The organism is Nocardia sp. NPDC006982 (genome assembly GCF_042869435.1).
GTDB lineage: Bacteria > Actinomycetota > Actinomycetes > Mycobacteriales > Mycobacteriaceae > Nocardia.
In genome coordinates, this window is the sequence record NZ_JBIAFV010000005.1 from 451,445 (window position 1) to 477,491 (window position 26,047).

30 protein-coding genes are annotated in these 26,047 nt (G+C 65.6%); 13 read left to right on the top strand and 17 right to left on the bottom strand.

Features of this window, described 5'->3' with window-relative positions; translation table 11 throughout:
• Nucleotides 1-36 precede the first annotated feature (36 nt).
• A complete protein-coding gene (locus tag ACFYOW_RS22830; protein WP_387290923.1) occupies nt 37-690 on the bottom strand; it encodes a DUF6304 family protein in 654 nt (217 codons plus the stop codon).
• A 65-nt stretch (nt 691-755) separates the two neighbouring features.
• Here ACFYOW_RS22830 and ACFYOW_RS22835 point away from each other — a divergent pair, with 65 nt between their 5' ends.
• Both ACFYOW_RS22835 and ACFYOW_RS22840 read left to right on the top strand, forming a co-directional pair.
• Nucleotides 756-1,484: a hypothetical protein gene (locus ACFYOW_RS22835; RefSeq protein WP_387290925.1), complete on the top strand. Its 729-nt coding sequence runs from the start codon at nt 756-758 to the stop codon at nt 1,482-1,484.
• Nucleotides 1,485-1,556: 72 nt separating this feature from the next.
• Complete coding sequence (locus ACFYOW_RS22840) at nt 1,557-2,135, top strand: type II toxin-antitoxin system PemK/MazF family toxin (RefSeq protein ID WP_387290927.1); 579 nt, start codon at nt 1,557-1,559, stop codon at nt 2,133-2,135.
• Nucleotides 2,136-2,141: 6 nt separating this feature from the next.
• Here ACFYOW_RS22840 and ACFYOW_RS22845 read toward each other — a convergent pair whose 3' ends face one another.
• The 4 genes from ACFYOW_RS22845 to ACFYOW_RS22860 form a co-directional block, all read right to left on the bottom strand.
• Nucleotides 2,142-2,930 carry an aquaporin gene (locus ACFYOW_RS22845; RefSeq protein WP_387290929.1) on the bottom strand — a complete coding sequence of 263 codons (789 nt, stop codon included), beginning with the start codon at nt 2,928-2,930 and terminating at the stop codon, nt 2,142-2,144.
• A gap of 165 nt (nt 2,931-3,095) precedes the next feature.
• Nucleotides 3,096-3,938 carry a transglutaminase domain-containing protein gene (locus tag ACFYOW_RS22850; protein ID WP_387290931.1) on the bottom strand — a complete coding sequence of 281 codons (843 nt, stop codon included), beginning with the start codon at nt 3,936-3,938 and terminating at the stop codon, nt 3,096-3,098.
• The gene (locus ACFYOW_RS22855) at nt 3,935-4,909 is read right to left on the bottom strand and encodes an alpha-E domain-containing protein (protein ID WP_387290933.1); all 975 of its coding nucleotides are present in this window, start codon (nt 4,907-4,909) and stop codon (nt 3,935-3,937) included. Before ACFYOW_RS22855 ends, ACFYOW_RS22850 begins: the two co-directional genes overlap by 4 nt.
• On the bottom strand, nt 4,909-6,495 hold the full coding sequence (locus ACFYOW_RS22860; RefSeq protein ID WP_387291417.1) for a circularly permuted type 2 ATP-grasp protein: 1,587 nt from the start codon (nt 6,493-6,495) through the stop codon (nt 4,909-4,911). Before ACFYOW_RS22860 ends, ACFYOW_RS22855 begins: the two co-directional genes overlap by 1 nt.
• Before the next feature lie 432 nt (nt 6,496-6,927).
• Here ACFYOW_RS22860 and rpsT point away from each other — a divergent pair, with 432 nt between their 5' ends.
• A complete protein-coding gene (gene rpsT / locus ACFYOW_RS22865) occupies nt 6,928-7,188 on the top strand; it encodes a 30S ribosomal protein S20 (protein WP_040687883.1) in 261 nt (86 codons plus the stop codon).
• A 102-nt stretch (nt 7,189-7,290) separates the two neighbouring features.
• Here rpsT and ACFYOW_RS22870 read toward each other — a convergent pair whose 3' ends face one another.
• The gene (locus ACFYOW_RS22870; RefSeq protein ID WP_387290935.1) at nt 7,291-7,488 is read right to left on the bottom strand and encodes a hypothetical protein; all 198 of its coding nucleotides are present in this window, start codon (nt 7,486-7,488) and stop codon (nt 7,291-7,293) included.
• A gap of 60 nt (nt 7,489-7,548) precedes the next feature.
• Between ACFYOW_RS22870 and ACFYOW_RS22875 the strand changes: the two genes are divergently transcribed.
• The gene (locus ACFYOW_RS22875; protein WP_040687907.1) at nt 7,549-7,794 is read left to right on the top strand and encodes a hypothetical protein; all 246 of its coding nucleotides are present in this window, start codon (nt 7,549-7,551) and stop codon (nt 7,792-7,794) included.
• A 48-nt stretch (nt 7,795-7,842) separates the two neighbouring features.
• On the opposite strand, the gene ACFYOW_RS22880 is transcribed toward ACFYOW_RS22875, so the two are convergent.
• Complete coding sequence (locus ACFYOW_RS22880; RefSeq protein ID WP_387290937.1) at nt 7,843-8,697, bottom strand: helix-turn-helix domain-containing protein; 855 nt, start codon at nt 8,695-8,697, stop codon at nt 7,843-7,845.
• A 180-nt stretch (nt 8,698-8,877) separates the two neighbouring features.
• Between ACFYOW_RS22880 and ACFYOW_RS22885 the strand changes: the two genes are divergently transcribed.
• From ACFYOW_RS22885 to ACFYOW_RS22895, 3 genes are all read left to right on the top strand, one after another.
• Entirely contained in the window at nt 8,878-9,948 is a 1,071-nt protein-coding gene (locus tag ACFYOW_RS22885; protein WP_387290939.1) for an aldo/keto reductase, read from the top strand.
• A gap of 122 nt (nt 9,949-10,070) precedes the next feature.
• Nucleotides 10,071-10,322 carry a toxin HicA gene (locus ACFYOW_RS22890; protein WP_387290940.1) on the top strand — a complete coding sequence of 84 codons (252 nt, stop codon included), beginning with the start codon at nt 10,071-10,073 and terminating at the stop codon, nt 10,320-10,322.
• A gap of 11 nt (nt 10,323-10,333) precedes the next feature.
• On the top strand, nt 10,334-10,675 hold the full coding sequence (locus tag ACFYOW_RS22895; protein ID WP_387290942.1) for a type II toxin-antitoxin system HicB family antitoxin: 342 nt from the start codon (nt 10,334-10,336) through the stop codon (nt 10,673-10,675).
• A 116-nt stretch (nt 10,676-10,791) separates the two neighbouring features.
• Here the strand turns inward: ACFYOW_RS22895 and holA are convergent, their stop codons facing one another.
• The 4 genes from holA to ACFYOW_RS22915 form a co-directional block, all read right to left on the bottom strand.
• The gene (gene holA, locus ACFYOW_RS22900; protein WP_387290944.1) at nt 10,792-11,763 is read right to left on the bottom strand and encodes a DNA polymerase III subunit delta; all 972 of its coding nucleotides are present in this window, start codon (nt 11,761-11,763) and stop codon (nt 10,792-10,794) included.
• A gap of 316 nt (nt 11,764-12,079) precedes the next feature.
• Nucleotides 12,080-14,656: a ComEC/Rec2 family competence protein gene (locus ACFYOW_RS22905; RefSeq protein WP_387290946.1), complete on the bottom strand. Its 2,577-nt coding sequence runs from the start codon at nt 14,654-14,656 to the stop codon at nt 12,080-12,082.
• Entirely contained in the window at nt 14,653-15,735 is a 1,083-nt protein-coding gene (locus tag ACFYOW_RS22910) for a helix-hairpin-helix domain-containing protein (protein ID WP_387290948.1), read from the bottom strand. The genes ACFYOW_RS22905 and ACFYOW_RS22910 overlap by 4 nt, the downstream gene beginning before the upstream one ends.
• 104 nt (nt 15,736-15,839) lie before the next feature.
• Entirely contained in the window at nt 15,840-16,655 is an 816-nt protein-coding gene (locus tag ACFYOW_RS22915; protein ID WP_387290950.1) for a class I SAM-dependent methyltransferase, read from the bottom strand.
• A gap of 62 nt (nt 16,656-16,717) precedes the next feature.
• On the opposite strand from ACFYOW_RS22915, the gene ACFYOW_RS22920 reads away from it, so the two are divergent.
• Entirely contained in the window at nt 16,718-17,305 is a 588-nt protein-coding gene (locus tag ACFYOW_RS22920; protein WP_387290952.1) for a TetR/AcrR family transcriptional regulator, read from the top strand.
• Here ACFYOW_RS22920 and ACFYOW_RS22925 read toward each other — a convergent pair.
• Complete coding sequence (locus ACFYOW_RS22925) at nt 17,298-17,924, bottom strand: histidine phosphatase family protein (protein WP_387290954.1); 627 nt, start codon at nt 17,922-17,924, stop codon at nt 17,298-17,300. The genes ACFYOW_RS22920 and ACFYOW_RS22925 overlap by 8 nt on opposite strands.
• A gap of 202 nt (nt 17,925-18,126) precedes the next feature.
• On the opposite strand from ACFYOW_RS22925, the gene ligD reads away from it, so the two are divergent.
• From ligD to ACFYOW_RS22940, 3 genes are read left to right on the top strand one after another with little or no spacing between them, the layout of a single operon-like run.
• Entirely contained in the window at nt 18,127-19,077 is a 951-nt protein-coding gene (gene ligD / locus ACFYOW_RS22930) for a non-homologous end-joining DNA ligase (RefSeq protein WP_387290956.1), read from the top strand.
• 33 nt (nt 19,078-19,110) lie between these two features.
• Complete coding sequence (locus tag ACFYOW_RS22935) at nt 19,111-19,428, top strand: ArsR/SmtB family transcription factor (RefSeq protein ID WP_387290958.1); 318 nt, start codon at nt 19,111-19,113, stop codon at nt 19,426-19,428.
• The gene (locus ACFYOW_RS22940; RefSeq protein ID WP_387290960.1) at nt 19,425-19,934 is read left to right on the top strand and encodes an SRPBCC domain-containing protein; all 510 of its coding nucleotides are present in this window, start codon (nt 19,425-19,427) and stop codon (nt 19,932-19,934) included. The genes ACFYOW_RS22935 and ACFYOW_RS22940 overlap by 4 nt, the downstream gene beginning before the upstream one ends.
• A gap of 142 nt (nt 19,935-20,076) precedes the next feature.
• Here the strand turns inward: ACFYOW_RS22940 and ACFYOW_RS22945 are convergent, their stop codons facing one another.
• Both ACFYOW_RS22945 and lexA read right to left on the bottom strand, forming a co-directional pair.
• On the bottom strand, nt 20,077-20,568 hold the full coding sequence (locus ACFYOW_RS22945; RefSeq protein ID WP_387290962.1) for an FBP domain-containing protein: 492 nt from the start codon (nt 20,566-20,568) through the stop codon (nt 20,077-20,079).
• Nucleotides 20,569-20,654: 86 nt separating this feature from the next.
• Nucleotides 20,655-21,314 (bottom strand): transcriptional repressor LexA, encoded by a 660-nt coding sequence (lexA, locus tag ACFYOW_RS22950; RefSeq protein ID WP_387290964.1) that lies wholly within the window; start codon nt 21,312-21,314, stop codon nt 20,655-20,657.
• Nucleotides 21,315-21,420: 106 nt separating this feature from the next.
• On the opposite strand from lexA, the gene ACFYOW_RS22955 reads away from it, so the two are divergent.
• Nucleotides 21,421-22,176 carry an SDR family oxidoreductase gene (locus ACFYOW_RS22955; RefSeq protein ID WP_387290966.1) on the top strand — a complete coding sequence of 252 codons (756 nt, stop codon included), beginning with the start codon at nt 21,421-21,423 and terminating at the stop codon, nt 22,174-22,176.
• A 205-nt stretch (nt 22,177-22,381) separates the two neighbouring features.
• The gene (thrS, locus tag ACFYOW_RS22960) at nt 22,382-23,584 is read left to right on the top strand and encodes a threonine--tRNA ligase (RefSeq protein WP_387290968.1); all 1,203 of its coding nucleotides are present in this window, start codon (nt 22,382-22,384) and stop codon (nt 23,582-23,584) included.
• A 3-nt stretch (nt 23,585-23,587) separates the two neighbouring features.
• On the opposite strand, the gene ACFYOW_RS22965 is transcribed toward thrS, so the two are convergent.
• The 3 genes from ACFYOW_RS22965 to octT form a co-directional block, all read right to left on the bottom strand.
• Nucleotides 23,588-24,088, bottom strand: a complete 501-nt coding sequence (locus ACFYOW_RS22965; protein WP_387290969.1) for an HIT family protein — start codon at nt 24,086-24,088, stop codon at nt 23,588-23,590.
• Nucleotides 24,089-24,344: 256 nt separating this feature from the next.
• Complete coding sequence (locus tag ACFYOW_RS22970; RefSeq protein WP_387290971.1) at nt 24,345-25,187, bottom strand: DegV family protein; 843 nt, start codon at nt 25,185-25,187, stop codon at nt 24,345-24,347.
• Nucleotides 25,188-25,190: 3 nt separating this feature from the next.
• Complete coding sequence (gene octT / locus ACFYOW_RS22975) at nt 25,191-25,886, bottom strand: diglucosylglycerate octanoyltransferase (protein WP_387291419.1); 696 nt, start codon at nt 25,884-25,886, stop codon at nt 25,191-25,193.
• Between the last annotated feature and the right edge of the window lie 161 nt (nt 25,887-26,047).

A 26,047-nucleotide genomic window follows, 5' to 3' on the forward strand; every position in this document is an offset into this window, starting at 1 on the left:
GTCAGCGGTTCACCGTTCCGCGGTCCGTACCACCTTTCAGCCGCGGTAGCCGGTGCCTGGGATGCGGAGCGTGTAGTCGGCGCACAGGTAGGTCTCGGGTACCTGCTCGGTCACCGGCACCTCGAAATAGTCGTCCTTGGTGCGGACCGCGAGGTACTGGTCCTTGGCATCGCGATGACACCACATGCCGGTGAGGCCGTGGCCGTGCGGCGAGTAGTCGGAGAACAGGCAGGTAATGCAGGAGAGCAGGCGGATGTCGTCCGGGAATTGTTGTCCGAGCCGGAACAGCGCATCCTCGAAGTATCTGTCGGTGCCCTGGTAGGTCAGCCCGTCGATCTCGATGGCGAGTTCGAGCGACTCCCCCGCCCCGCCGGGCGGCAGTGTCAGCCGGAACTCGATCACACCGGGTCGGCGCTGGTCGTGCAGCTGCACCGAGCAGGGCAGTTCGCCGGAGAATGCGCAGCCCGAGAGGACATCCCACTGGTCGACGGGCAGTCCGACCCGAAGTGCGGCGCCCTTGTCGTAGGGGCCGAGCGCGTCGAAGTCCGGGCCCGCCACCGGAACGCCACGGATCACTGTCCGGATATCGAACCGGTTCGCACCCCAGTGCCGTGATGGCCCGAGCCGCCACATGATGCGCTCGGTGCCGTGATCGTCGGTGTAGGTTCCCGGAAAAACCTGCGGCTGCACAGCTGGATCCTTCTTCCACGACGAATTGCCCGACTCTAACGGAGAGTTCGCCGTATTTTCGGCGGGTGGAGAAATTGGTTTTCGTCCTGCGCCGAGCCGATGCCGAGTCGACCGAGTCGTGGTGCGAATCGCTGCGCACCACCGTGGCCGCGCAACTGGTCGATCTCGGTGTTGCGGGTGTCACCGTCTATGTCCGTGATGCGGCGGTCCAAGCCGCGCTGATGCGAATGGTGACGCTCGACCCGCCGATCGCCGCGGCGGTCACGGTCTGGGTCGAGCAGAGCTACGGTCCCGCGGCCACGGCCGCGGCGGAAATCCTCGCCGAATTCGCGACCGCGGCACACGGCTACCTGGTGACCGAGTCGGTGCCGCTGCGGCTCGACGATTCGGTCCCGACCCGCACCGAGGGCTTCGGCAACCTCGCCTTCCTGCGTCGGCCCGCCGAACTCACGCAGGCGGATTGGCTGAGTGACTGGCAGGGACGGCACACCGCCGTGGCCGTCGAGACGCAGTCGACGTTCGGCTACACGCAGAACGTGGTGGTCCGGGCGATCACTCCGGACGCGCCCGTCATCGATGCCATTGTCGAGGAACAGTTTCCGGCCGCGGCGCTCACCGACCCGCTGGTCTGGTACGGCGCGCGCGACGCGGCCGAGTTCCAGGATCGGGTGCGGCGCATGCTCGACTCGGTCGCGCGGATCGGTGCCGATCGCGACCTCGATACCGTCTCCGCCAGCAGATATCCGGTGCTGCAACCGTTTTCGACACGAACAATGCAGTGGATCGGCGCATGATGCGCGAACTCGCCCTACCGGGCGGTAGGCAGTGCTGATGAGAACGCGAGACCGCGCCGTTACCATCCAAGGATGGCCCGAACTTGGAACACGATCGGCAAGCAGCTAGGCCTCATCGCGAAGGAGCAGGGTCCCAAGATCGTCAAGCAGCAGGGACCGAAGCTGGTGGACAAGCTGCAGCGCTCATCGCTGCTCGAGCGCGCGGTCGGATCGCTGGCGACACGTAAGGCGCCCGCGGTCGCGATCCGGCCGACCGCCTCGACCCCGGTACCGACCGCCGAGCGGGCCAGGCAGATCGTCTACTGCCCGCAGCTGGACGGTCGGGCCGATCCCGGCGAGATCGTGTGGACCTGGGTGCCCTATGAGGAAGATCCGAATAACGGCAAGGACCGCCCGGTGCTCGTCGTCGGGCGCGACCGCCGGACCTTGCTCGGCCTGATGCTGTCGTCGAATCCGGAGCGCGCGCACGATCGCGACTGGGTCGGAATCGGCAGCGGCAGTTGGGATCACGAGGGCAGGCCGAGCTGGGTCCGCCTCGATCGAGTACTCGACGTCCCGGAGGACGGCATCCGTCGCGAAGGCGCGATCCTCGCCCGCAAGACCTTCGACCTGGTCGCCCACCGCTTGTGCGCCGAATACGCCTGGCACTGACTGGAATCAAGACACCATCTCGCGGGAACGGCCGTAGAGCAGGCCGTAGACCAGCGCGCCGAGTACGCCACCGATGAGCGGGAACACCACGAAGACCCAGACCTGGGGTCCCGCGCCGTTCTGGTAGAAGGCGACGGCGAGGCTGCGGGCCGGATTCACCGAGGTGTTGTCCACCGGGATCGAGATCAGGTGGATGACCGCGAGCGTGACGCCGATCGACAGGCCGGCCAGCGGAATATCGGAGATCTGGTCGGTGGAGGCCAGCACCACGAATACCAGTAGCGCGGTCAACATGACCTCGATGATGATCGTCGCCGACAGGCCGTATCCGTTCTCGATCACCACCTGTCCGAGCGGACCGCGCACGGCGGACGGACTGTGCTTACCCCAGCCGTTCGCCCCGAGCCCGTTGACCGAGCGATCGTAGGAGGGGAGATTCTTCGCGATCGCGAACAGCACGATTCCGGCCAGGAATCCACCGATCAGCTGCGCGATCACATAACCGACCGCGGAGATCACCGAAAGCCTGCCGAGCAGCAACTGCCCGAGGGTCACGGCCGGATTCACATGGCAGCCGGAGATCGGCCCGATCGCGTAGACCAGGAACAGCAGAGACAGGCCGAAGGCCAGGGCCACACCCAGCGGCCCGACGCGCTCACCGGCCAGTACCGCGGTGCCAACACCGCTCATGACCAGAACGAACGTGCCGAGCGCCTCGGCGGCCCACTTCTTGGCCTCCGGCGTCGGCTCCAGTTCGGTGACTTCCTCGACGACTTCCTGAGCAGTGGGAGACATACGCGCCACCTTCCGAGAGGATCTTCCCCGTATGCACGGGGTTTTGCCTTGGACCTGCTACGAAAATCACGGCTGATGTGAAACTGGACGTTACGCGAGACGGGTGAGCACTACAACGCTGCCCCTTATCGAGCGATCCCTGAGCGATCGCTACGCCGGGCCGACCTAGGCGAGCCGGGTGATTTCCACGACAACCTCCAAATCGGTCGAACCGCCGCCGGAGAAAATGCCCTTCAGCGGCGGCACATCCGCATAGTCGCGGCCGACGCCGACGGATATGTGCTGTTCGTTGATGGCGATATTGTTGGTCGGGTCGTAGCCCCACCAGGCGCCCGTCCAGGCCTCGATCCAGGCGTGCGACTGTCCGGCGACCGTCGTATTGATCTCGGCGGCCGGATTGGGATGTAGATATCCGGAGACGTAGCGACTCGGAATCCCCATGCTGCGCAATAGAACCAGGGTCAGATGCGCGTAATCCTGGCATACGCCTTGACGTTCGGCGAAGGCCTGCACGGCCGAGGTGTGCACCGAGGTGGAACCCGCGATGTAATTCATTTCGCCGTACACCCATTCGGCCGCGCGCACAACGGCTTTCGCGGGCGGAACATCGCGCGCGAGCTGTTTCGCGATCGCGGCCAGTTTCTTGTCCCGCGGCACATAGGCGGTGGGCGAGAGCATTTCGTCGAAACGGTCACCGATGTGATCGGAGTTCAACTCCTCCCAGGACAGCTCCTCGGCCGGACCGGCGAACGGTTCGGTCTCCACCACCGATGATCCGGTGACCTCCAATTCGGTATGCGGCGCGTGTAGATCGAAGGAGGTGACCGCGGTGCCCCAGTAGTCGGTGTAGCGATAGGACCGAGTGGCGGGCACCGTCTCGACCCGATTCAGGATGACGTTCTGCCTGCTGTCCGCGCGCGGAGTGAGCCGAGCCTCGTTGAACGATCGGGTGACCGGGGCGTCGTAAACATAACCGGTGGTGTGCACCACCCTGATCCGCCAGCTCACAGCTCTCCCTCCACCTGCGCATGGTTATCGTGACTGCGGCGCAGATCGGTCCAGGCCACCCACGGCGCGGCGTGGAAGTACTGCAGTGCGATGGCCTCGCTGACCTCGCGACAGGTCTTCTGCAGCGAAAGCAGGCGATTCTGCAGATCCTCCAGCAGCGCACCGGGCGGCAGGAATTCGAGTTCGCTGCGGGCCCTGCCGAGCAGCCGCTGCGCCTCGTGTCGCGCGCCGACCCGGCTGCTCGGGCGCTGATCGAGTTCGGCGAGGCAAGCCTCGGCCACCTGCACCGAATGGAAGACCGAACGCGGGAAAAGCCGGTCCAGAAGGATGAATTCGGCGACCCGATTGGCGTCGAGCGCGCCGCGATGGGTGCGCAGATAGGTGTCGTGCGCGCCCGCTGAGCGCAAAACGGTCACCCAAGCCGGTGACGATGTGCGATCGCCCGCGCGCGAAAGCAGCAGGCGCACAGTCATATCCACGCGCTCTATGGAGCGACCGAGCAGCAGGAAGCGATAGCCGTCGTCGCGGCTGAGGGTGGAATCGGAGAGTCCGGCGAACATCGCCGCCCGATCCTTGATGTAGTGGAAGAATTCGTGCGGGCCGAGACCGCGGGCGGCCTTCTCGGTGGCCGTGAGCCCGATATAGGTGGCATTCAGGCACTCCCACATCTCGCTGGAGGTGACTTCGCGTGCGCCCCTGGCATTTTCGCGAGCATTGGCGATCGAGTCGACAATGGAATTGCCGTGGTCGTGACTGAAGGCCACCAGGTCGGTGACCGACCAGACATCGAGTTCGACGTCGGGCGGTTCGATTCCCAACACCCGCAACAGGACTCGCGAGGTTCGGTTCGGATCCACCGTGGCGTCCTCGAGCAACTGATGCACCGCGACGTCGAGGATGCGGGCAGTGTCGTCTGCGCGTTCGACGTATCGTCCGATCCAGTACAGGGATTCGGCGTTGCGGGCCAGCATCAGCGCGTCACCCCGCTCTGCTGCTGACCTCGACCTAGTCGTTGACTCTGTCGCATCGATCCCAGCCGCTGCTCCTGTTGTTGCTGCTGCTGTTGCTGGTTCGACTGCGTCGCGGTCAATTCCCGGCCTAGCTCACGCTGATCGGATTGCGGCGGGTCGCTCACCAACTCCTCGCCCGCGAGCTCACGATCGGCGGGTGAGGCGCGCCCGGCCAGCACCCAGGTGTCCTTACTGCCGCCGCCCTGACTGGAATTGACGACCAGCGACCCCTCTGGCAATGCCACCCGCGTCAAACCGCCCGGCAGCACCCAGATGTCGTCGCCGTCATTGACCGCGAAGGGCCGCAGGTCGACATGACGGGGCACCAGCTCGTTACCGATCTTGGTCGGCACGGTGGACAGCTGCACCACCGGCTGGGCGATCCAACCCCGCGGATCCGACTTGATCTTGCGCCGGATCGTCTCCAATTCCCGTGGCGTCGCTACCGGACCGATGACGATGCCGTAGCCGCCGGACCCCTCGACCGGTTTGATCACCAGTTCGGCGATGCGGTCGAGCACCTCCTCGCGCTCGTCGTCGAGCCAGCAGCGATAGGTATCGACATTGGGCAGCACCGGTTTCTCGGCGAGGTAGTACTCGATGATCGTCGGCACATACGCGTAGGTCAGCTTGTCGTCGCCGACGCCGTTGCCGATCGCGCTGGAGATGACCACATTGCCCGCCCGCGCGGCATTCACCAGTCCGGCGACGCCGAGCACGGAATCGGGCCGGAAGTGCATCGGGTCGAGGAAGGTGTCATCGATGCGGCGATAGATCACGTCGACTTGACGCTCCCCTGCCGTAGTCCGCATGTAGACGACATTGTCGCGGCAGAACAGGTCGCGCCCCTCGACCAGTTCCACCCCCATTTGCCTGGCCAGCAGCGAATGTTCGAAATAGGCCGAGTTGTAGACGCCGGGCGTGAGCACGACGACCGTCGGATCGGCCTCGTTCGGCGCGGCCGAGGCGCGCAGCGCGGCCAGCAGATGCGTCGGATAGTCGCCGACCGCGCGCACCCGGTGCGAGGAGAACAGATCCGGGAAGACCCGTGCCATGGTGCGCCGGTTCTCCATGACATAGGAAACCCCGGACGGTGAGCGCAGATTGTCCTCGAGCACCCGGAAGTCGCCACGCTCGTCGCGGATGAGATCGATCCCCGCCACGTGGATGCGCACCCCGTTCGGCGGCACCAGTCCGGCGGCCTCGCGGTGGAAGTGCTGACACGAGGTGACCAGCCGCTTCGGGATGACCTCGTCACGCAGGATGTTCTGCTCACCGTAGACATCGGCGAGGAACAGCTCCAGCGCCGTCACCCGCTGCTTGATCCCGCGCTCCAGCTTGGCCCATTCGGCGGCCGCGATCACCCGGGGCACCAGATCGAGCGGGAAGGGCCGCTCCTGTCCGGAGAGCGAGAAGGTGATGCCCTGATCGATGAAGGCGCGGTCGAGCGCGTCCGAGCGGGCCGCGAGATCGGCCACGTCGATCGGCGCGAGCGCCGAGAAGATTCCCCTATATGGCTGACGCACCCGGCCCTGTCCGTCGAACATCTCGTCGAAGGCGTCCGCGTACCGGCCGGGACGGTAGCCCGCGAATAGTCCGGATGTGGTTGCTCTGCCGTTGCCGTTCGCATGCCCGTTAGACCGGTCACGGGTCGGCGCAGGAGATCGCGCCGAACGTGGCGGCGAGGCGGGAGTCATGCAAAAATCGTGCTACACGCAGCGTTGATGCCGTGTGAGACACAGGTAAATTTCTTGCATCACTCCGGGTTTACGCCCCCTTACAGCGGTCGGTAGCGTTGCCGGTCGAGCCGTTCTCGCGGTAGCGATTTCGCGTGCCGCAGTGGTGGTGATTTCGTGTGCGACGTGGCGGCTGGTACCCTCGATCTTCGGCGTCGCGTTACCTGATTACTCCGGTTTCCAACGCGCGCTCGCGAACTTTTCAGCACAGTCCACCAGCGACAGGAACACGAGGAAACAGGCGTGGCCAACATCAAGTCCCAGATGAAGCGGATCCGTACCAACGAGGCGGCGCGCCAGCGCAACCAGTCGGTCAAGTCCGAGCTGCGCACCGAGATCCGCAAGGTCCGCGAGGCCTTCGCGGCCGGCGACAAGGCGAAGGCCACCGATCTGGTTGTCAGTGCCAGCCGCAAGCTGGACAAGGCCGCCTCGAAGGGCGTCATCCACGCCAACCAGGCCGCCAACAAGAAGTCGGCTCTCGCGCTGGCGCTGAACAAGCTCTGATCGCACCTGTACCGCCTGCGGTACCACCCATACGTTGACGCAGCCGCCGTGGCCTCGATGACCACGGCGGCTTTTGTCGTCGCTGATCGACTATTGCGAGGATCACTTTTCGGTCCGCCAGCCTGAATTCAGATGCCCCTTCAGCAATACTTCAGCAATCATTCGCTTCGGCGTCGATGCGGCCCCCTGGGCGTTGAGCGGAACCGTCCCGACAGATGCCAGGTCATCGAGACTGCCCTGGGCAAATCGGCAGGAAAGTGGCGTCCCCGCCAACATCCCCAGGTCATCCTCCGCATCCATTCCTCGAGCCGAATTCTGATCGGGCACCACATGTCGTAGGTTCCCGCTACGATTCGGCGCATGGTTACCGTGTACGCCAATCAGACGCCGGTTCGCTCCGAAGATCTGCCGGACATCATCCGCGCAGCCGAGGTCCTCGGCATCGGACTGAAGATCGAGAACGTCATGGTCCCCGATGAGGAAGGCGGCTACTCGCTGGAGTGGATCGTCACCAGGGACGAGGAAATTCCGGTCTACGAGGAGTGGGAGGGCCGGTACGAGGAGTCCGAAGAGGACATCGAACTGGTTCTCAGCTCGGTCGAATAGATCCCGTGAATCCGCACCCGCACCGGGCGGGTGCGGATCTCTGAGTGCTCAATCCAGGTCGGCGTTCAAACGATCCAGCGCGGCTTGGGACTCCGCATCGGCCGCGCGATAGATGATGATGCGCTGGTCCGGATCCTGTAGCGGCATGAGCACTTCGAAATCGACCACCAGCGGCCCGACCTCCGGGTGGCGCAGCGGCTTCCTCCCGCGCCCCTGCACCCGGACGTCGTGTCTGGCCCACCCCTGCGCGAACTCCTCGCTGCGTGCGGTGAACTCGGCGACCAGATCGGCCAGTTCCTGATCATCCGGATGGGCCGCCCACGCGGCGCGCAGATCGGCGATGCCCTCGCGAATGATCCGATCCCGGTCGCAGTAGAAATCGCGCATCGCAGGATCCAATAGGCACAGCCACATGGAGTTGCGCTGCCGCGGCGGCAGGGCACCGAAGTCGACGACCAACCGCGCCATTTCCGGATTCCACGCCAGGATGTCGTAGCGGTGGTTGACCAGCATCGCGGGCAATGGCGACAGATCGCGCACCAGCAACTCCAGCGCGGGCGCGGGGACGGTGCTCGGTTTCCCGGCATTCGGCTGGCGCTGCTGGGCCAGATCGAAGAGGTAGGCGCGCTCGTCGGTATCGAGGCGCAGCGCGCGGGCGAGCGCCTCCAGGACGTCTGCGGATGGGCGCAGGCCGCGCCCCTGTTCCAGCCGCACGATGTAGTCGGTGCTCACGCCCGCCAGCTCGGCGACTTCCTCACGGCGCAAACCGGGGGTGCGCCGAGCCTGTTTGCGCGGGGGCAGCCCCAAGTCGCCGGGATTCAATCGCTCGCGCCGAGCGCGCAGAAAGGCCGCGAGTGCTTGTGCCCAATTCGCGGAGCTTCCTGGCCCTACGTGGTCACGCAAGCTACCGCCTCCGGGCCTGAGCTCGCTCCGCTGTGTGGCATTCACCGTGCTCGTCATCGCCCTCGATCTTACGGCTGCCTAGGACTGGCCTTCCCAGGAAAAACCTTCCCTTACCCACACTCTCGCGCCGTTCCAGACTCGATGACACCGGAAAGAAAGTACGAACGACAGGAGCACGACATGTCCGGAGCCCGCACCCTCGATACCTACCGGTTGCTCGGCCGCTCGGGCCTTCGGGTGTCTCCGCTGTCCCTCGGGACCATGACGTTCGGCGCCGATTGGGGTTGGGGCGCCGATAAGGACGAGGCCCGCAAGATCTTCGACACCTACGTCGAGCGCGGTGGCAACTTCATCGATACCGCGAGCCAGTACACCAACGGCACCTCCGAGCAACTGCTCGGCGAGTTCAGCGCCGCCAATCGCGAAAGTCTCGTGCTGGCAACGAAATACACGATGCTGCGACGACCGACCGATCCCAACTCCGGCGGCAATCACCGCAAGAGCATGGTCGGTTCGGTGGAGGCCAGCCTGCGTCGGCTGAACACCGACTACATCGACCTGCTGTACCTGCACGCCTGGGACTTTTTGACACCGGTCGAGGAGATCCTGCGCGCCATGGACGATCTGGTCCGCGCCGGGAAGGTGCTCTATGTCGGGATCTCCGACGCACCGGCCTGGCAGGTCGCACGCATGCAGACCATCGCCGACCTGCGCGGCTGGTCGCCGCTGATCGCGCTGCAGATCGAGTACAGCCTGATCGAGCGGACCGTCGAACGCGATCTCATTCCGATGGCACAAGAACTCGGCCTCGGCGTGGTGCCGTGGTCGCCACTGGCCAGCGGGGTGCTCACCGGCAAGTACAGCCGCGCCGATCTGGCGCACGACGCGGCCAGCTCACCCGAGGGCACCCGCAAAAACGTGGCAGCTGCCAACGGAGCGCTCACCGAACGCGGCCTGGTGATCGCCGATGTGGTGAAAGATGTTGCGGCGCAACTGGGTAAGACTCCGTCACAGGTAGCGCTCGCCTGGACACTACAGAATCCCGGCGTCACGGCACCGATTATCGGCGCACGCACGGCCGCGCAGTTGGAGGACAACCTCGGCGCGCTCGAGGTCGAATTCGACACCGCGCAGCTGGACCGGCTGCAGCAGGCCAGCGCGATCGAGTTGGGTTTCCCGCACGACATGCTCGCCCGTCCGATGACCCGCGGTGTCACCTTCGGCGACCTGAAAATCGCAGGCCGCCACTGAGTTTCACCTGATGGGGTGGTGCGAGTCCGGCTCGCACCACCCCATCAGCGCGTCGGCCACCGATCAGCCGGAATTCCGCCGAACTCGACCCTCGGCGATATCACGGGTAATATCATCACCGGGTGACCGCGGTCGAGAAGTTACTCCAGAAGATGGCGGAAAGTCCGACCAACATCCGTTACGACGAGCTACACAAGGTGTGCAGCGAGCACTTCGGGCCGCCGCGCCAGGAGGGCACCAGCCATGCGGTGTTCAAAACACCGTGGGCGGGCGATCCACGGGTGAACATCCAGCGAGGAGACGGCGGCAAAGCCAAGCCCTATCAGGTCAAACAGGTGCTTGCGGCGATCGAGAGGCTGGAGCAGACGCAATGATGGAAATGACGATGAAGCACTCTCCCGATCTGCACTATTCGTTCCGGGTGGAATGGTCGCCGGACGACGAGGAGTTCGTTGGCCGATGCCTCGAATTTCCCTCGTTGTCCTGGCTGGCGGACTCGATGGCAGAAGCATTCGAGGGGATCGTTCAGCTGGTGACCGACGTGGTTGCCGATCTTCGGCAGTCGCAGGAGCCGGTTCCCGAACCGCTGGCGGATCGGAAGTTCAGCGGTCACTTCGCGTTGCGCATGTCTCCGGCGCTACATCGACGGCTGGCTATGGAGGCGGCCGAGCATGGTGTGAGCATCAATAAGTGGGTCAATGAGAAGTTGGCGACGACTGAGCGGTAACACCGGATTCCGCTCGGTCGCCTATTGCGCGCGGTGCCCCTTTCGCGCACGGGCGGTGAACTGTCGCCGTCAACCTGCGCTCGGTGACCCTCCGCTATTGCAGTCGTGACATCCACTCAGCTTGCGGAGTACAGGTCCAGGATCTGCGTCAGTGCGTGTTCCAAGGCGTAGTTGGCGTCGGCGGCACCGCCCTTTACGTCGGCATTCAGCGTGGCGACGACTTGCAGGGCCGTTCCGATGCTGGCCTGGTTCCAGCCCCGCGCTTGGGCTTGGGCCTTCTTCACCTTCCAGGGCGGCATGCCCAATTGCTGGGCCAGCTTGAACGGGTCGCCGCGGCCCGCGGATCCAACGCGGGCAATGGTGTGGACGGAGTCGGCGAGTGCGTCGGCGAGCAGTACATGCGGTACGCCGCGGTCATTGGCCCAGCGCAATGCCTCCATGGCACCGGGGCGATCGCCGGCCACCGCGAGTTCCGCGACATCGAAACCGGAGATCTCGGCCTTGCCGGAGTAGTAGCGGCGGACCGCGGCGATATCGATCTTGCCGCCGGTATCGGCGGCCAATTGCGAACAGGCGGCGGACAACTCCCGCAGATCCGAGCCGACCGCCTCCAGCATCACCTGCACGACCTCGCCCGAAACCCGCACCCCGGCATTGCGGAATTCCCCGCGCACGAACTCCACCCGCTCGGCCGCCTTCGTCAACTTGGCGCAGTCATGTACCTGTGCACCCGACTTCTGCAGCGCAGGGGCCAGCGCCTTGGCCCGGCCGCCCCCGGAGTGCAGCACCACGAGCACCACACCTTCGGGCGGATCCGCGGCGGCGTCGGTGATCACCGCGACTGCCTCCTTACCCGCCTCCGCCGCCGACTCGAGCACGATCACCCGATCCTCGGCGAACAGTGAAGGGCTCAATAACTCCGCTAGCTCCGCGGTGCTGGCATCACCGGCCCGCAGTCGATCAACGGGTACCGCATCGGGGTCCGGCGCATTGGCCCGCACCTGCGCCGCAATCCCCGCGATGGCCCGTTCGACCAACAGCTCTTCATCACCGAGCACCAGGTGTACTGCCGCAGTCCGTTCGGTCACGACTGCACCTCGCTGGCGCTCGGCTCCGTCGTGCCCGACGGTGCTGTGTCTTTGGTTCGCTCGCTACGCTCGCTCACGCGAGCATCCTACGGTTCGTCACCGACACGTCCTCACACCTCACAGGCACCTCCGATTTGTCACCGCAGGTGTTCGAACTCGGACCTCCCTGTCGTCCGGCTGTCCCTTCTTCATCCACAACCAGGCGCTGCAGTCGGCAGATAACTATCCCGACTTCGGCCGGACGCGGGTCCAACGAAGACCTGCGCTCGGAAGCTGCCGCCTGGGTCCATCAGCTTTGTCCAGATCGGCGTGCGGACTATCGGGACGGCGATCTGGCTCGTCGAGCCGTCAGGGTTCGCAGCTGACGATCCTCACCTAGGACCACGACGTCGCCTTGTTGATCGGTCCGGGCAACGGTGACCCCCAGCTCAGCCAGATCCGCGAGCACACCGGGGTTCGGATGGCCGAAGGTGTTGTCGGCGCCGACGCTGACCAGGGCGAGTCGAGGGTGGACAGCGGCGATGAATTCCTTGGTGGTCGTTCGGGATCCATGATGTGGCAGCTTCAGAACGTCGGCCTGAACAGGAGCACCCGAGTGGAGCAGTCGTTGTTGCGCCGGTGCCTCGATATCGCCGGTGAGCAGAATTCGGCCCGCGGGAGTGGCGGCGGCGATGACAATCGAGCGGTCGTTGGCGTCGTCGGTGCTCGGCGGGCCGGTCGTGCGGTGCGCAAGCGGGGCCGGGGCCAGTACGTTCAATTCGACAGCGCCGAAACGCCATACCTGTCCCGAGGAAAGCTCCAGCACCGGGATGTGAGCCTGTGCTGCGAGACTGGCGACTTGCTCCGGACCGCTGACCGATGCGCGCCGCTCCCGGGCAGAACCTCGTCCACGGGACGCCCCCCTCGACGCACCTGAATCCGCCTCGGATCTCATCGAATTCGATATTCGCACCTCGCTGGTGCTTGCGGATTCGACGTCGACCGTTGTTCCGGACAGCTCCCCAGGCCCGACACCCAGGGCATCGACCGTCCGGCCTTGTAAGGCACCGGCCAGACCAGCGATATGGTCGGCGTGCGGATGCGTCAGCACGAGAAGCGAGATCCGGTTGATGCGCAAGCGATTCAGACAGGTCCGCATGATGCGCGGATCCGGACCGACATCGATGACCACCGCCGTGTGATTACCGACAGACAATGCGAGTCCGTCACCCTGTCCGACATCACAGACAGCCAATACCCAGCCACCGGGTGGCCAGCCCGGATGCCAGACCCGCACCGGTATCAGCACGACCGCGACGCCGAGCAGGACGGCAGCGGCAAGACGACGCATTACCGCCGACCGCAATGCCAGCACAACGAGAACTACTGCCGCACAGGCGATTGCCCCGCCGGTGAGCCCACCGCGCACGGAGATCTCCGCGCCAGGCACATTCGCCGCGTGTTCGGCGACGAACAGCAGCCACCACAGTGGCGGTTGGGCGCAACGCAGTATCAGTTCGGCCAGCGGAGGCCAGGCCGCGGCGAGCGCGGCGCCGATAGCCCCGAGCACCGTGATCGGTGCGATTACCGGTTCGACCAGGATATTCGCGAGGATCGCAACCAAACTGAGCTGTCCGGTCAGCGCGACCACCAGCGGTGTCGTCACCACAAACGCGGCGGCCGATACCGCGACGATCTCGGCCGGCACCCGCCACCAGCCGCGGGCGCGCAACCAGTCCGCCCAACTCGGCGCCAACAGGATCAGTCCCGCGGTCGCCAGTACCGACAGTCCGAATCCCGCGCGCACCGCCAGTTCTGGCCACAGCGCGAGCAGACCGATGACCGCCGTGCAGAGCGCGGGCAATGCCTGCTTGCGGCGTCCGGTTATCAAGGCGAGCAAGGTAATCGCACCCATCGCCCCCGCCCGCAGCACACTCGGGTCCGGACGTGCCACCACAATGAACATCAGCAGTGCCGCCGCCGCGACCGCTGCACCGACGCGCGGGCCCAGGGTGAGCAGCCGCACCGCACCGAGTACCACCGCCAACAAGATCGTGAAATTGGCCCCGCTGACCACGCAAATATGTTCCAGCCCAGCGATTTCGAACTCCTCGCGGACTTCGCCGGACAGCGCGGACGTGTCGCCCACCACCAGCGCGGGCAGCAGCCCGGCCTGTTGTTCGGGTAGTACGCGTGCGGCCGACGCGAGGTCGGTGCGCACTGCTGCGGCGACCCGTTGCCACCAGGGCAACGCGCCGACCACCACCGGCGGTCCCTGGGCACGCAGCGTGGCGACGGTGAGATCGCGGTGCCACGGCAGCTCCGGCTTGGCCCGAAACTCCACCGCCCGTCCGGGCAGCAGCCCGTCCCAATCCGCACCGGACCCGAGAACCAACACGGTGCCACCCGCCCGCACCGTCGAACCGCCTTGGCGGTAATCGCGCAACTGTGCCCGCACCGTCCACCGCTGCTCACCCCCGAATGCACTGGACCGCACCGGTTTCGGATCATCGAGGGGTGTGACGACCACACGCACCGAAGCCGCTGTGTTCCGCAACGGATGCGTCGCCACCCGATGCTCGCGCCACGCCCCGGCCACCGCGAACCCGGCACCGAGCAGCAGCGCGGCAAGTGTCGCAACGGCGACTACCCGCCGCCGCTCGTCGGGATGGGCCACCGCGCGCAACAGCGCCACCCAGAGCCCGATCGCCAGCAGTACCAGCACCGACGCCAGCACCAGACCGGCCACCCATCCCGCCGTCAGTGCGACAATCGTTGCACCCCAACAACTCAGCGCCGCGGGCAGCAACCGTGCGTCGAGCACCGGCACCGCCTCCATCGACGGCTCGCCAACCTCGGCAGCCCGGCGATCGATATCGCCCTGTCCGTCCGACACCCCCTCGAATGCGGTCATACCGTCACCAGATCGCGCAGACGGGCGAGGCGCGCCGGTCCGATGCCGTCGACCTCGCCGAGTTGGGCGACATCAGTGAATCGTCCATTCGTGGTGCGCCAGGTGACGATCGCGCGGGCGGTGACCGGGCCGATGCCGGGGAGGGCATCGAGTTCGGCTTCGGTTGCGGTATTGAGGTCGACTTTGCTCGACGGGCGTTGTGCCGCAGCGGAATTCGAAGCCACGCCGCCTGGCGGCCGTCCGCCCGCACTGATCGTGGCGCTGCCGAGTTGCGGCCCGGCATTCGGAGCACTTGGACCAACGAGAATTTGGTCGCCGTCCTGGAGACGCTGTGCGAGATTGAGTCCGCTCAGATCCGCGCCGTCCTTGGCACCACCAGCGGCGTTGAGTGCGTCGGCGACCCGTGCCCCGGCGGGCAATCGAACCAGGCCGCCGCGATGCACGAGGCCGACCACACTGATCACTAATTCCGTTGCGGTACTGGTGGTTACCGGAACGACGGACGGTCCAGCTCCGGATGATGCCGCCATGCTGGCGCCGGACAGCCCAGCCGGTACCGTGCCGGCGCTGATGCGCACCGCCGACGGCAGCGGCACCAACTGCGCGACCGGCCGCTCACGCAACACCACGACGGCAGCGACGACCACCGCCGCCAGTCCGACCGCGACGAGCGTCACCAGTCCCCGCCACCCCGGATCCAGTCGAGTGCCCCGAAATCGTTCCGGCACAAGCCGATCCCGCCAAGCCGAGCGCCGCTGTGGCACATCCAGCCAACTCGGTGCCCGCACCTCGCCGACCCCGTCGTCATCATCCTCGAGAGCGGATTCGGCCGCCTCGGTAGACGAAACCTCGGGATCGGACTTCACCGCCTCGGATAACTTCTCGTCATCCCACCGCCCAGCGCGAACCGGCGGCTTGCTTCGCCCCGATCGCTTCCCGGACCTCGACGGCGAACTTCGGCACAGCTCAGCGTCGGTGCGCGCCGGACTTCCGGCACCGATCGTTCGGCTGGCACCGACTCGCTCGGTCAACACGCTCAGTCGTCGGCGAATCCGCTCATGCTCGTCATGTCGGGACATGGCGGCGACGCTAGTCCCGCGGCAAGGTCGGGAATCAGGGCCGACCAGGGCGAAATAAAAGTCTGTTGATAACTCCGAGCCTGTGGATAACTTCGCCCGCTGGATCAGGTTCGCAAGGCGATGAGTACCGTCGTGGTGAACCGAACCATGAAGGAACCGCCCGCCGCATCAATGGCAGCCCCGATACCTTCCAGCACCTCTTCCTGTGTGGCAGAGGAGAATTGGGCGTGGCCGCCGGTCGTCGGCAGTTGATCCAGCCACTCGTCCCGGGTGTACGTCTGCTCCCAGTCGAACGTCCACTGCTCGGGTTCACCGAGGCCACCCGCCGCCCGAATCCCCTCGATCGCCTTGTCGGATGGCGTCGCATACGCGGTCTTCGCCCCCGTCGCCCAACGGGCAGCGAGCGAGTCGGGGACGACCCGTTGATAGACCGCGGCAAAGGCTTCGGCCAGGTCGGTCGGCGGTTGGCCCGCATTCCAGAACACGGCCAGCCGTCCACCAGGTCGCAGCACTTCAGCGGCCTTCGCGGCGCCCGCGACCGGGTCCACCCAGTGCCAGGTCTGGCCGGAGATGACGGCGTCGAAGATTCGCCCCGCGGGGTCCCAGGCTTCGAAGGCAGACACTTCGACCTCGAAACCGTACTTTCGCGCCCACTCACCCATCCGCCCATCGACCTCCACGCCCAGTACATGGCAACCCGCCGCCCGGAACTGCCGGGCGGCGATGCCGGTGCCGATGCCGACATCGACGATCTCGGGTCCGGGACTGGCGGCGACGATCGCATCCACCATGGCAGCCGGATATCTGGGCCGGGCGCGGTCATAGCGTTCCGGATCCGAGCCGAACGATTCGGCCAGCTCACGGGCTCGATGGGATTCTCGTTGGTCGGAGGACGTGGGCTCCGAAGGTAGAGTGGGCATGCGCCCACCATAGTGGGCGCATGCCCACTTGCCAACGGGTGCGCCCGAGAAAAGGAGATACCGTGCCGACAGGCGTGGCCATGCGCGATCCGCGCGAGCAGTTATTCGAGGCTGCCGAGCGAATCCTGTTGCGAGACGGTCCGAATGCACTGACCAGCCGCGCGGTCACCACCGAAGCGGGCTGTGCCAAGGGCGTCCTGCACCGGCACTTCGCCGACTTCGACGCCTTCCTCGCCGACCTCGTACTCGACCGCATCCGCCGCATCGACCAGCAGTCCGCCGCCCTGCGCGAATCGGCAGGCACCAGCACAGTCACCGACAATCTCACCGATGCCCTGACCAGGGTCTTCGAATCGGTCGCGGTAGCCATAGTCAGCCTCGTCACCTTCCGCGACGAACTCCGCAACCGCCTGCGCCAGGTCCGCCCCTCCGGCGTGCCCGTACTCACCGAAGCAACAACCATGCTGGCGTCCTACCTCACCGCCGAACAGGCCCTGGGCCGCATCAGCCCCGAAGCCGACACCGACACCCTCGCCCTGACCCTCATCGGCAGCGCCCACCTCCTCTTCGCCGACCGCAGCAACCCCACACCAACCTCCGAAGCCACCCGCAAAGTCGTAACCACCGTCATCGCAAGCACTCTCAGGTGAGATGGCGGGTGTCACCGAGGCTGACGACCTGGCGGTTGTGGAAGTAGTCATCCTCGCGTAGCTCCGTGATACTTCCCGGAGCAGCATGGAACCGGGCGTAACCGAGTGATTCGATCGGCAACATCGTCCACGCCGCAACGATGAAAGTGATTGCGCCGCCGTGGGTCACGACGATCTGACGGTCGCAGTCGCGCTCCCGGATCGCGTCCATCGCCGAATAGATGCGCCGCGCGAATGCGGCAATGGTCTCCGATCCCGGTATGCCTTCATCATGGCCCATTCGCTCCCCGACGGCGGGCGGCCGCATGAATCGCTGATCCAGCCATTGCTGGAGCTTGCCCTCGGCCTCGCCATAGGACTTCTCGCGCAATGGCGGATCGAGAATCGACGGCACATGCAGCAAATTGCCGATCACGGCCGCGGTCTGCGCCGCGCGCTGTAGATCCGAACTGAACAACTCCACGCCGACCTGCGCCGGAATCCTCGAGCGAAGCGCATCGGCGATCGCATCCGCTGCGCGCAAACCGGCAGGCGTGAGCTGCGAGTTGTACCACCCTCCCACCAGGCCCTCAACGTGGTGCGTCGCCTCCGGATGAGCGATGACATAGATGATTCGCACGGACCGATCCTCGTCGAACTGGTCGCGACTTCGGGCTCGGGCCGTGCCAGGAAGGGGGCGGAGGCGACGCTGGACGACCGACGACAACAACAGGCCGAGCCGGAAGACACGGGCAGCGACCAATCAGCTATCCAGACCAATCGGTACTATTCAACTGATCTTCATCTCCGGCGGAAGGCCAGGCGATGGTGTCGAGGCGAATGTGACAAGGCTGCCCCGGTATGCGGCGATGCTGGCGCTGGCTGGCCGCCTCCCCAGCGATGACCAACGCTGGGCATACGAGGTGAAATTCGACGGTATTCGCGCCATCGGGCATGTCGACCGCGATCTGCGCCTGATCTCACGCAACGGCAACGACATCACTCCCGCGTGGCCCGAACTCGCCGATCTTGCCCCGGCGACCCCACCCTTCGTCATCGATGGCGAAATCGTCACCTTCACCGCCGACGGCCGCAGCTCCTTCGAGGCGCTGCAACCACGCATGCACCAGCGCAATCCCGCAGCGATTCGAAGCCTCGCCAAGTCCGTGAAAGCGACTTACCTCATCTTCGATCTACTCCATATCGGCACACGCTCGCTGATCGATCTGCCTTACGAGCAGCGTCGGCAACTGCTGGAACAACTCGACCTCCAGGGCCCGCACTGGCGGGTTCCGCCGCGTCTGCACGGCTCCGGCGCCGCCGTCCTCGCCGAATCTCGACGGCTCGGCCTGGAAGGGATCGTGTGCAAGCGACTCGACAGCCCCTACCTGCCCGGGCGACGCAGCCCGCTGTGGACCAAGGTCAAGAACGTCAACGACCAGGAGGTCGTCATCATCGGCTGGCGCCCGGGTACCGGCCGCCGGGCCGGGCGAATCGGCTCATTGCTCATGGGCATCTACGACAACGCCGGAAAGTTGACCTATATCGGCAATGTCGGCACCGGATTCACCCAGGCGATGCTCGACGAGCTGAAGGCGAGACTCCAACCGCTGCAACGCAAGACACCCACCGTCGACACCAGTGTTCCCGACGCCATCTGGGTCGAGCCCCAGCTTGTCGGTGAGGTGTCGTTCGCCGAATGGACCGGTGACGACCGACTTCGACACCCGTCCTGGCGCGGGCTCCGTCTCGACAAGCAACCACGACAAGTGACACGAGAGTATATGCCTTGACAGTTATATAACTGATAAGGAATAGTCGGTCCCGTGACGACGCCGAAGGCATTTCAGGCGCTGGCCGAGCCGAATCGACTGGCCATCGTCGAGGTACTGCGCGAGGGAGAGCAACCGGTGGGAGTGTTGGCGCAACGGTTGAGCCTGAGCCAGCCCGCAGTGTCGAAACATCTGCGCATGCTCAAGGATGTCGGGCTGGTCGAGGTGCGCTCGGATGCCCAACGTCGCCTCTACCGCATCAGGCTCGAGCCGCTGGTCGAACTCGACGACTGGCTCGAGCCCTACCGCCGGTTGTGGAGCGCGCGCCTGGACCGACTGGAAGAACATCTCAACCGACGGAGGCAATCGTGACCGACGCTCAGCTGATAACCGATGGCGCACGACCGGCCGTACGACTGGAGCGCCGGCTACCCGACCCGCCGAAAGTGGTGTGGCAGGCCATCACCCAGCGAGAACAGCTCAAATCCTGGTTCCCCTGCGACGTCATCGTGGACGGCGGGGTGTGGCAGGTTGGCGCTGCGATAACCTTCCGCTTCCCGAGCGATGTCATCGACATGACGCTCAGCGGCGAGGTGCTGGCCGTGGACGAGCCGAATCTCTTGTCCTTCACTTGGGGCGAAGAGACCCTGCGCTTCGAGCTGACCGAATACGAAGGCGGTACCCGCCTGGTGCTGGTCGACGAACTCCCACCGGGCGCGGCGGCACGCAATGCCGCGGGTTGGGACGAGTGCCTGGACCGCCTTGTCGGGGTTGCGCCGGCACCCGATGCCTGGAAATCCCGCTTCGCGGTCTACTCGGTGGCATTCGAGTCGGTTCTCGGTCCCCAGGAAGGCCCACCCGCCGATTACAAGGGCTGACCCGAAACAGTGATTCCTCTCCGGATGAGTGGGTCCGGACCGGATCCGGGCCTGCTCAACCGGAGAGGAATCCTGGGCATTCTGTTGAGTGTCGGCACATGGCATCTACCTCCATTTCATGGCTGGGACCGAATAGACGGATCTAGGTGAACAGCCTGGTGACGAAGGCGTTCATGTTTTCTCGGACCCGCTCGATCTTGGTCTCCTCGGTGATGAGATCTTCGCGGTACCGATTGCCGAGCGCCGGCGTTCGCTTGCCGCGCGCATAGAGCGAACACGCCAGATCGGTGCACATATAGGTACCGACCGAGTTGCCCCGACGTCCGGATTCGCCCGCCTTGTGCGCGGTCATCAGCGAGACGCCCCCACCGGTGTGCGAGGTCAGGCAGATCGCGCACATCTGGGTCCGGCCGGATCCGCCCGTTTCGTAGCGCAGCGCGACGCCGATGATGCGATCGTCCTGCGGCACAACGAGATAGCCGCGGCCGGGCAGCGACGGATCGCTCCAGCCGAGGAAATCCAGGTCATCCCAGGGCTGTGCGTCCAGGTCCCGGGGCACCGGCAGTTTCTTGGCGGTCGTCTTGGAACAGTTGATGAACGACGACCTGATGTCGCGTTCGGTGACGGCTTTCATGACGGCATCGACTCCTTCGATAGATCGGTTGACAAACCGAAGGAACGCTACAGCTGGTCATTAGCCCAGGCAACGGAATTTCCAGTTCACACGCGGCGCATCACCGACACGACCTTCCCCAGCACCACTGCCTCGTCACCATCGATCACGTCGTAGGCCGGATTGCGCGGTTCCAGATAGACATGGCCGTTGCGACGCCGATAGACCTTGACCGTCGCCTCCCCATCGATCATCGCGGCGACGATGTCACCGGAATGCGCCTCGTGCTGTTTGCGGATCACCACCAGGTCGCCGTCGCAGATCGCCGCATCGATCATCGAATCGCCGCGCACGCGCAGACCGAAAACCGTTCCGCGACCTACGAGTTCACGCGGCAACGTCATCATGTCGTCGGCATGCTCCTCGGCGAGGATGGGCGTGCCCGCCGCGATATCGCCGACGACCGGAACCGCGACCGAATCCTCGGCCTGCTCCGGAGCCACCGATGCTTGCAGGAACATGCGCACATCGATCGGCCGCGACATGGTCTCGCTGCGACGCAGAAATCCCCTGTCCTCCAAGGACTTCAGATGCTTGGAGACCGAGGACGAGGACCGCAGGCCGACGGCATCGCCGATCTCCCTGGTATTCGGCGCGTACCCGAACCGCAGCACCCAGTCCCGGATCGTGACGAGAATCCGCTGCTGACGCGGCGGCAGGGTCGAGGTGTCGAGGTGTGCGAAGGCATCGTGGTCGTATCCGGTCACCCGGGAATCCTAGAGGTGCGCGCGGACAATTCCCCGCTTTGTCACATCGGGCCCGCCTGCGTCGTCATACCGGTGAAGAGCAGCATATGCGGACTTTGGAGGAATCATGACGACCATCCTGCTGACCGGTGGCACCGGCACACTCGGCCGCCACGTCACACCACTGCTGGTCGAAGCCGGTTTCAAGATTCGTATGCTCAGCCGCAATGCCCACGAATCGACCGACGGCATCGAGTTCGTGACCGGAGATCTGCTGGCGGGCACCGGCGTCGAGGCCGCGGTCGACGGCGCGGAGATCATCCTGCACCTCGCGGGCGGCCCCAAGGGCGACGACATCGCGACCCGGCATCTGGTCGACGCCGCCGCCAAGGCGGGCGTGCAGCACATCGTCTACATCGGCGTGGTCGGCGCCGGAAAGCTGCCGATCGGTTACTTCCGGGCCAAGTTCGCCGCCGAACAGGCCATCATCGAATCGGGCGTGCCGTACACCATCCTGCGTGCGGCCCAGTTCCACGAGCTGGCCCTGAAGACGGCACAAGCCATGGCGAAGAGCCCGATCGTGCCCGCACCGGGCGCGATCCTGTGGCAGCCGGTCGATTCGCGGGAAGTGGCCGCGCGCCTCGTGGAGCTGACCCGCGGCGCACCGGCCGGACTCGTAGCGGATCTGGTCGGGCCGACGGTGTACACGATGGCCGAGCTGATCCGCGGATACCTGAAGGCCGAGGGCAAGCGGCGGTTGTTCCTGCCGGTTCCGGTGCCGGGCAAGGTCGGGCGCGCGTATCGCGCGAAGGAGAATCTGACCCTCGACGGTGCGACGGTCGGCAAGCTCACCTGGGAGAACTTCCTCGCCGAGCAGGTGTGACAGCGAATCTCCTCGCGCAGCCGCAGGAAAAGTGATGTGCCGACGCCGCGACTGCTCTGCTACCGTGGCCGACATGAAGCGCGCTGCTGTGACGACGACGCCGGAGACCGTCCCGGCGCGCTGATTGCTGTCATGATCGAAAGCCCCGGGCGAGTGCCCGGGGCTTCGTCTTGTGCTCACTCGCCCGCTGTCCGCGAGGAGACCCATGCACGACCACCGCAAACTCGGCCGCGAACTCGGCCTGTTCGATACCGATCCGCTGATCGGATCCGGCCTGCCGTACTGGCTGCCCGACGGCGCCACCGTGCGCCACGCACTCGAGGAGTTCATCCGCACCGCGGAACGGCGCGCCGGGTACCGGCACGTGTACTCACCGGCTCTCGGGAAGCGGGAGCTCTACGAAATTTCCGGGCACTGGTCGCACTATCGCGACGACATGTTCCCGCCCATGCAGTTGGGCGGCGAACAGGTGGTGCTGCGCCCGAGCCTGTGCCCGCATCACGCGGTGATGTTCCGCTCCCGCTCGCACAGCTACCGCGAATTACCTTTGCGGATGGCCGAATTGGGCGGGATGTATCGGTCCGAACTCTCCGGTGTACTCAGCGGACTCACCCGTGTGCGCGCGATCCAGCTCAATGACGCACACATCTTCTGCACCGTCGATCAGGTCGCCGACGAGGTCGCGGGCGCGCTGGAACTGATTCGATCGGCGCACGCGGCCATGGGCATCCGGCCCACCCGATACCGCCTCTCACTGCCTGGACCGGGCGGGAAATACGTTGCGGCCCCGGAACTCTGGCAGCAGTCGATCGCCATGCTCACCGATGTGCTCGACCGCTCCGGCCTGCCCTACGAAGCAGCCGAAGGTGAGGCGGCCTTCTACGGCCCCAAGATCGATATCCAGTTCACCGCTAGCGCGGGCCGCGAATTCACCCTCTCCACTGTGCAAGTCGACTTCCACCAACCGGAGCAATTCGATCTGCACTACATCGGCGCGGACGGGGTCGAACACCGGCCAGTCATGGTGCACCGCAGCATTATCGGCAGCGTCGAGCGGGCCGTCGCGCACCTGATCGAGGTGCACGGCGGTGCGTTCCCGGCCTGGCTTGCCCCGACCCAGCTGGTCGTCCTACCGGTTTCGGCGGCCGAGGCGGCACCCGCCGAAGCGCTCGTCCAACGCTGTCTCCAGCTGGGATTGCGCGCCGAAATCGCCGATCAGGGCAGTCTCGGCGCGCGCATTCGCGAAGCTCGCCTGGTCCCCTACCAAGTCGTGATAGGTCCGAAGGAGGTCGCGAATAACCTCGTCGCGGTGCGGCTTCGGGACGGACAACGCCTCGAACCGCTGCCTGCCGACGAATTGCTTTCCCGCATAACCGAACTCATCGCCGCGCACAGCACCCTGCGCTGACCGTCAATGCTCGGTGACGAAGTGGATCGCCAAGCGGTCGCACAGTTCGCCGAGTGCGCACGCATCGATGCGTGGCGCGTCCGGCCACGCGTCGGCGCTCGTCCACGGCACCGAGGCGGGGGTGCCGTGCGGACGAGCGAATACGTGCTGGTGGAAATGCGCGACGCTCAGTCCGGTGATCGCGGAGAATACGAATTCCGGTGCCAGCTCGACGTGTAACGCGTGCGCGGCGCGTCGAGCGGCCCAGCCAACCGCCCGGGCCTCGGCATCGGTCAGGGTAGACAACGTCGGTGCGTGCCGCCGGGTCTCCACGAAGAGGTAGCCCGGCACCGGCGTGCCCTCGGTGAGCGGCCGATGCGTGACCAATACCAGGTCGTCCGCGTAGATCACCGGACCGACCAGCGCACCGATCCCCCGATGCTTATCGCAGATCGGGCAGTCACTCCCCATATCGTCACCATAGCTGCCGTACACCGCCTCGATATCGAAGCTGCGCCATCCCACTCGATATCGCCGAGCGCCCTTGCGGCACTTGGTGATATCCCGCTGATGCGGTCGGGTCGGGCGGTGCCGCCTGGCGGCACCGGCGCACATTGTGGATCGTGGCATCGGCGATCAGTTCAGAGCCTCAGCGGTCATGCCGCGACGTTAGTCACCTCCGGTGCCGACCGAAGGGGTTGCGATCACGCAGAAATTATTACGCCCACCACGCCATTCGACCGGAGATGCGGCACACTCGCGAGTGCTGGACCGTAGCCGATCAGGCGCAGCCGCCGGGGACGACCAACACACCGACCGCACCGACGCCGAGGTGGACGGCCAGCGTCGGCCCGAATTCCGCGACGATCAATTCGCGTATGCCGGGCAGCAACTCGCGCAGTTGGGTGGCGACGGTATTCGCGGCATCCTCGGCACCGAGGTGTTGTACGGCGACGGCGGCACCATCGTCACCGGCCGCATCCACCGCTGCCGCAACGAGTTTGGCGTAGGCCTTTGCGCGAGTACGCACCTTTTCGCGCAGTTCCAGGCGGCCCTCGACGATCTGCAGCAGCGGTTTGCTCACCAGTTCACTGCCGAAAAAGGCTGCGGCGCTGCTCAATCGGCCGCCACGGCGCAACTGCTCGGTGCGGTTCACCAGGATGAAGGTGCGTGATCGGCCGGCCGCGGCGACGGCGGTGTCATAGACGACATCCAATGTCGCGCCACTGCGCGCGCGGCGCGCGGCGGCGAGCACCGGCAAACCGGTAGCCAGACCAGCGCCGAGTGAATCGACCAAACGGACCTGATCGGCGCCATCCATATCGCGGACCGCCTGCCGTCCCGCCTCCCAGGTACCGGAGAGTTGGCGCGAAAGATGTACCGCGACAACGCCGTCCCCATTGCTGCGCTCCAGCGCCTGCTCGTAGACGGCACGCAGCTCACCGGGTGAGGCCGCCGAGGTCGTCACGGTATCCGAACCGTAGTCGATATCGATGGCGTCGACGCCTTCGCGGATGGTGCGGTCGCCGACCAGCACATGCAGTGGGACAACGGCAATGTCCAACTCAGCGACGAGTTCGGCAGGGAGGCTGGCGGACGAATCGGTGACGACCACAACGGCCACGGACTACCGAACCTCCTGCAAGGTCTTCACCATCGAATTCGCCACCGCGGTATGTCCGGCCCAGCCCCAGTGGATGCCGTCCGGATTCGCGTCACCGGAGAAGATGTCCTCGCGCACCGCTTCACCGAGATCGACCAGCGGGACGGAAGTTTTGTCAGACCATGCGCGCAGTGCCTTGACCGCGGGCTCCCGGCCACTGTGCACATGCCCGTAGGCGGCGCAGTTGTGCACGGACGGCAGTACCGCGACTACCGGCAGATCCGGACGCAGCTGGGCCAGCGCTTCGCGCGACTGCTCCAGGTAGTCCACGCTCACCTTGGGCGGCAATGCCACGGGGCGACCGAGTTTCGACAGCTTGGGCTGCAGCCAGTTGTAGGTGGCGCGGACCCCGCGGCGCAGCACAGGCGGACGCACATAGCGGATCAACTCGCGCAGCGCGGTCGGCAGTGGCGAGGGCAAGGTATCCATGCCGCCGACCGCGAAGACGACCGCACCCGCGCGCGGCACCGCGGCCCACACCCGTGGGTCGCCGATCAGCGCCCAGTACGCATCCCGGCAGGTCCAGCCGATCCGCCCGATCAGCTCGACATCCCAATCGAGTTCGGCGCCGACCAGATTCGGCCAGATCTTCGGATGGTCCGCGGGCAGGCCGCCCTTCGGACCGAAGTAGGACAGCGAGTCCGCGATCACCAGCAGCACCGGACGATCCGATTCATCGGTCGAGGCCGGGTCGGCCGTAACCTCGTCGCCGGTAACCGATTCGAGCGAGGGATCGTCGACGACAGAATCCACTGTGGACTCGTCACCGCTTGTCGAAACCGCAGCCGTGAGGTCGGGCGCGGATTCCGCTGCGGAGGTAA

Bases quoted from the DNA above. Each gene is read 5' to 3' on its own strand.
- ACFYOW_RS22915 (WP_387290950.1), bottom strand. From the start codon at position 16,655: ATGCCCACTCTACCTTCGGAGCCCACGTCCTCCGACCAACGAGAATCC.
- ACFYOW_RS22955 (WP_387290966.1), top strand. From the start codon at position 21,421: ATGACGACCATCCTGCTGACCGGTGGCACCGGCACACTCGGCCGCCAC.
- ACFYOW_RS22875 (WP_040687907.1), top strand. From the start codon at position 7,549: ATGGTTACCGTGTACGCCAATCAGACGCCGGTTCGCTCCGAAGATCTG.
- ACFYOW_RS22885 (WP_387290939.1), top strand. From the start codon at position 8,878: ATGTCCGGAGCCCGCACCCTCGATACCTACCGGTTGCTCGGCCGCTCG.
- thrS (WP_387290968.1), top strand. From the start codon at position 22,382: ATGCACGACCACCGCAAACTCGGCCGCGAACTCGGCCTGTTCGATACC.
- ACFYOW_RS22910 (WP_387290948.1), bottom strand. From the start codon at position 15,735: ATGTCCCGACATGACGAGCATGAGCGGATTCGCCGACGACTGAGCGTG.
- ACFYOW_RS22905 (WP_387290946.1), bottom strand. From the start codon at position 14,656: ATGACCGCATTCGAGGGGGTGTCGGACGGACAGGGCGATATCGATCGC.
- ACFYOW_RS22945 (WP_387290962.1), bottom strand. From the start codon at position 20,568: ATGAAAGCCGTCACCGAACGCGACATCAGGTCGTCGTTCATCAACTGT.
- ACFYOW_RS22895 (WP_387290942.1), top strand. From the start codon at position 10,334: ATGAAGCACTCTCCCGATCTGCACTATTCGTTCCGGGTGGAATGGTCG.
- ACFYOW_RS22870 (WP_387290935.1), bottom strand. From the start codon at position 7,488: ATGGATGCGGAGGATGACCTGGGGATGTTGGCGGGGACGCCACTTTCC.
- ACFYOW_RS22840 (WP_387290927.1), top strand. From the start codon at position 1,557: ATGGCCCGAACTTGGAACACGATCGGCAAGCAGCTAGGCCTCATCGCG.
- ACFYOW_RS22855 (WP_387290933.1), bottom strand. From the start codon at position 4,909: ATGCTGGCCCGCAACGCCGAATCCCTGTACTGGATCGGACGATACGTC.
- ACFYOW_RS22860 (WP_387291417.1), bottom strand. From the start codon at position 6,495: ATGTTCGACGGACAGGGCCGGGTGCGTCAGCCATATAGGGGAATCTTC.
- ACFYOW_RS22845 (WP_387290929.1), bottom strand. From the start codon at position 2,930: ATGTCTCCCACTGCTCAGGAAGTCGTCGAGGAAGTCACCGAACTGGAG.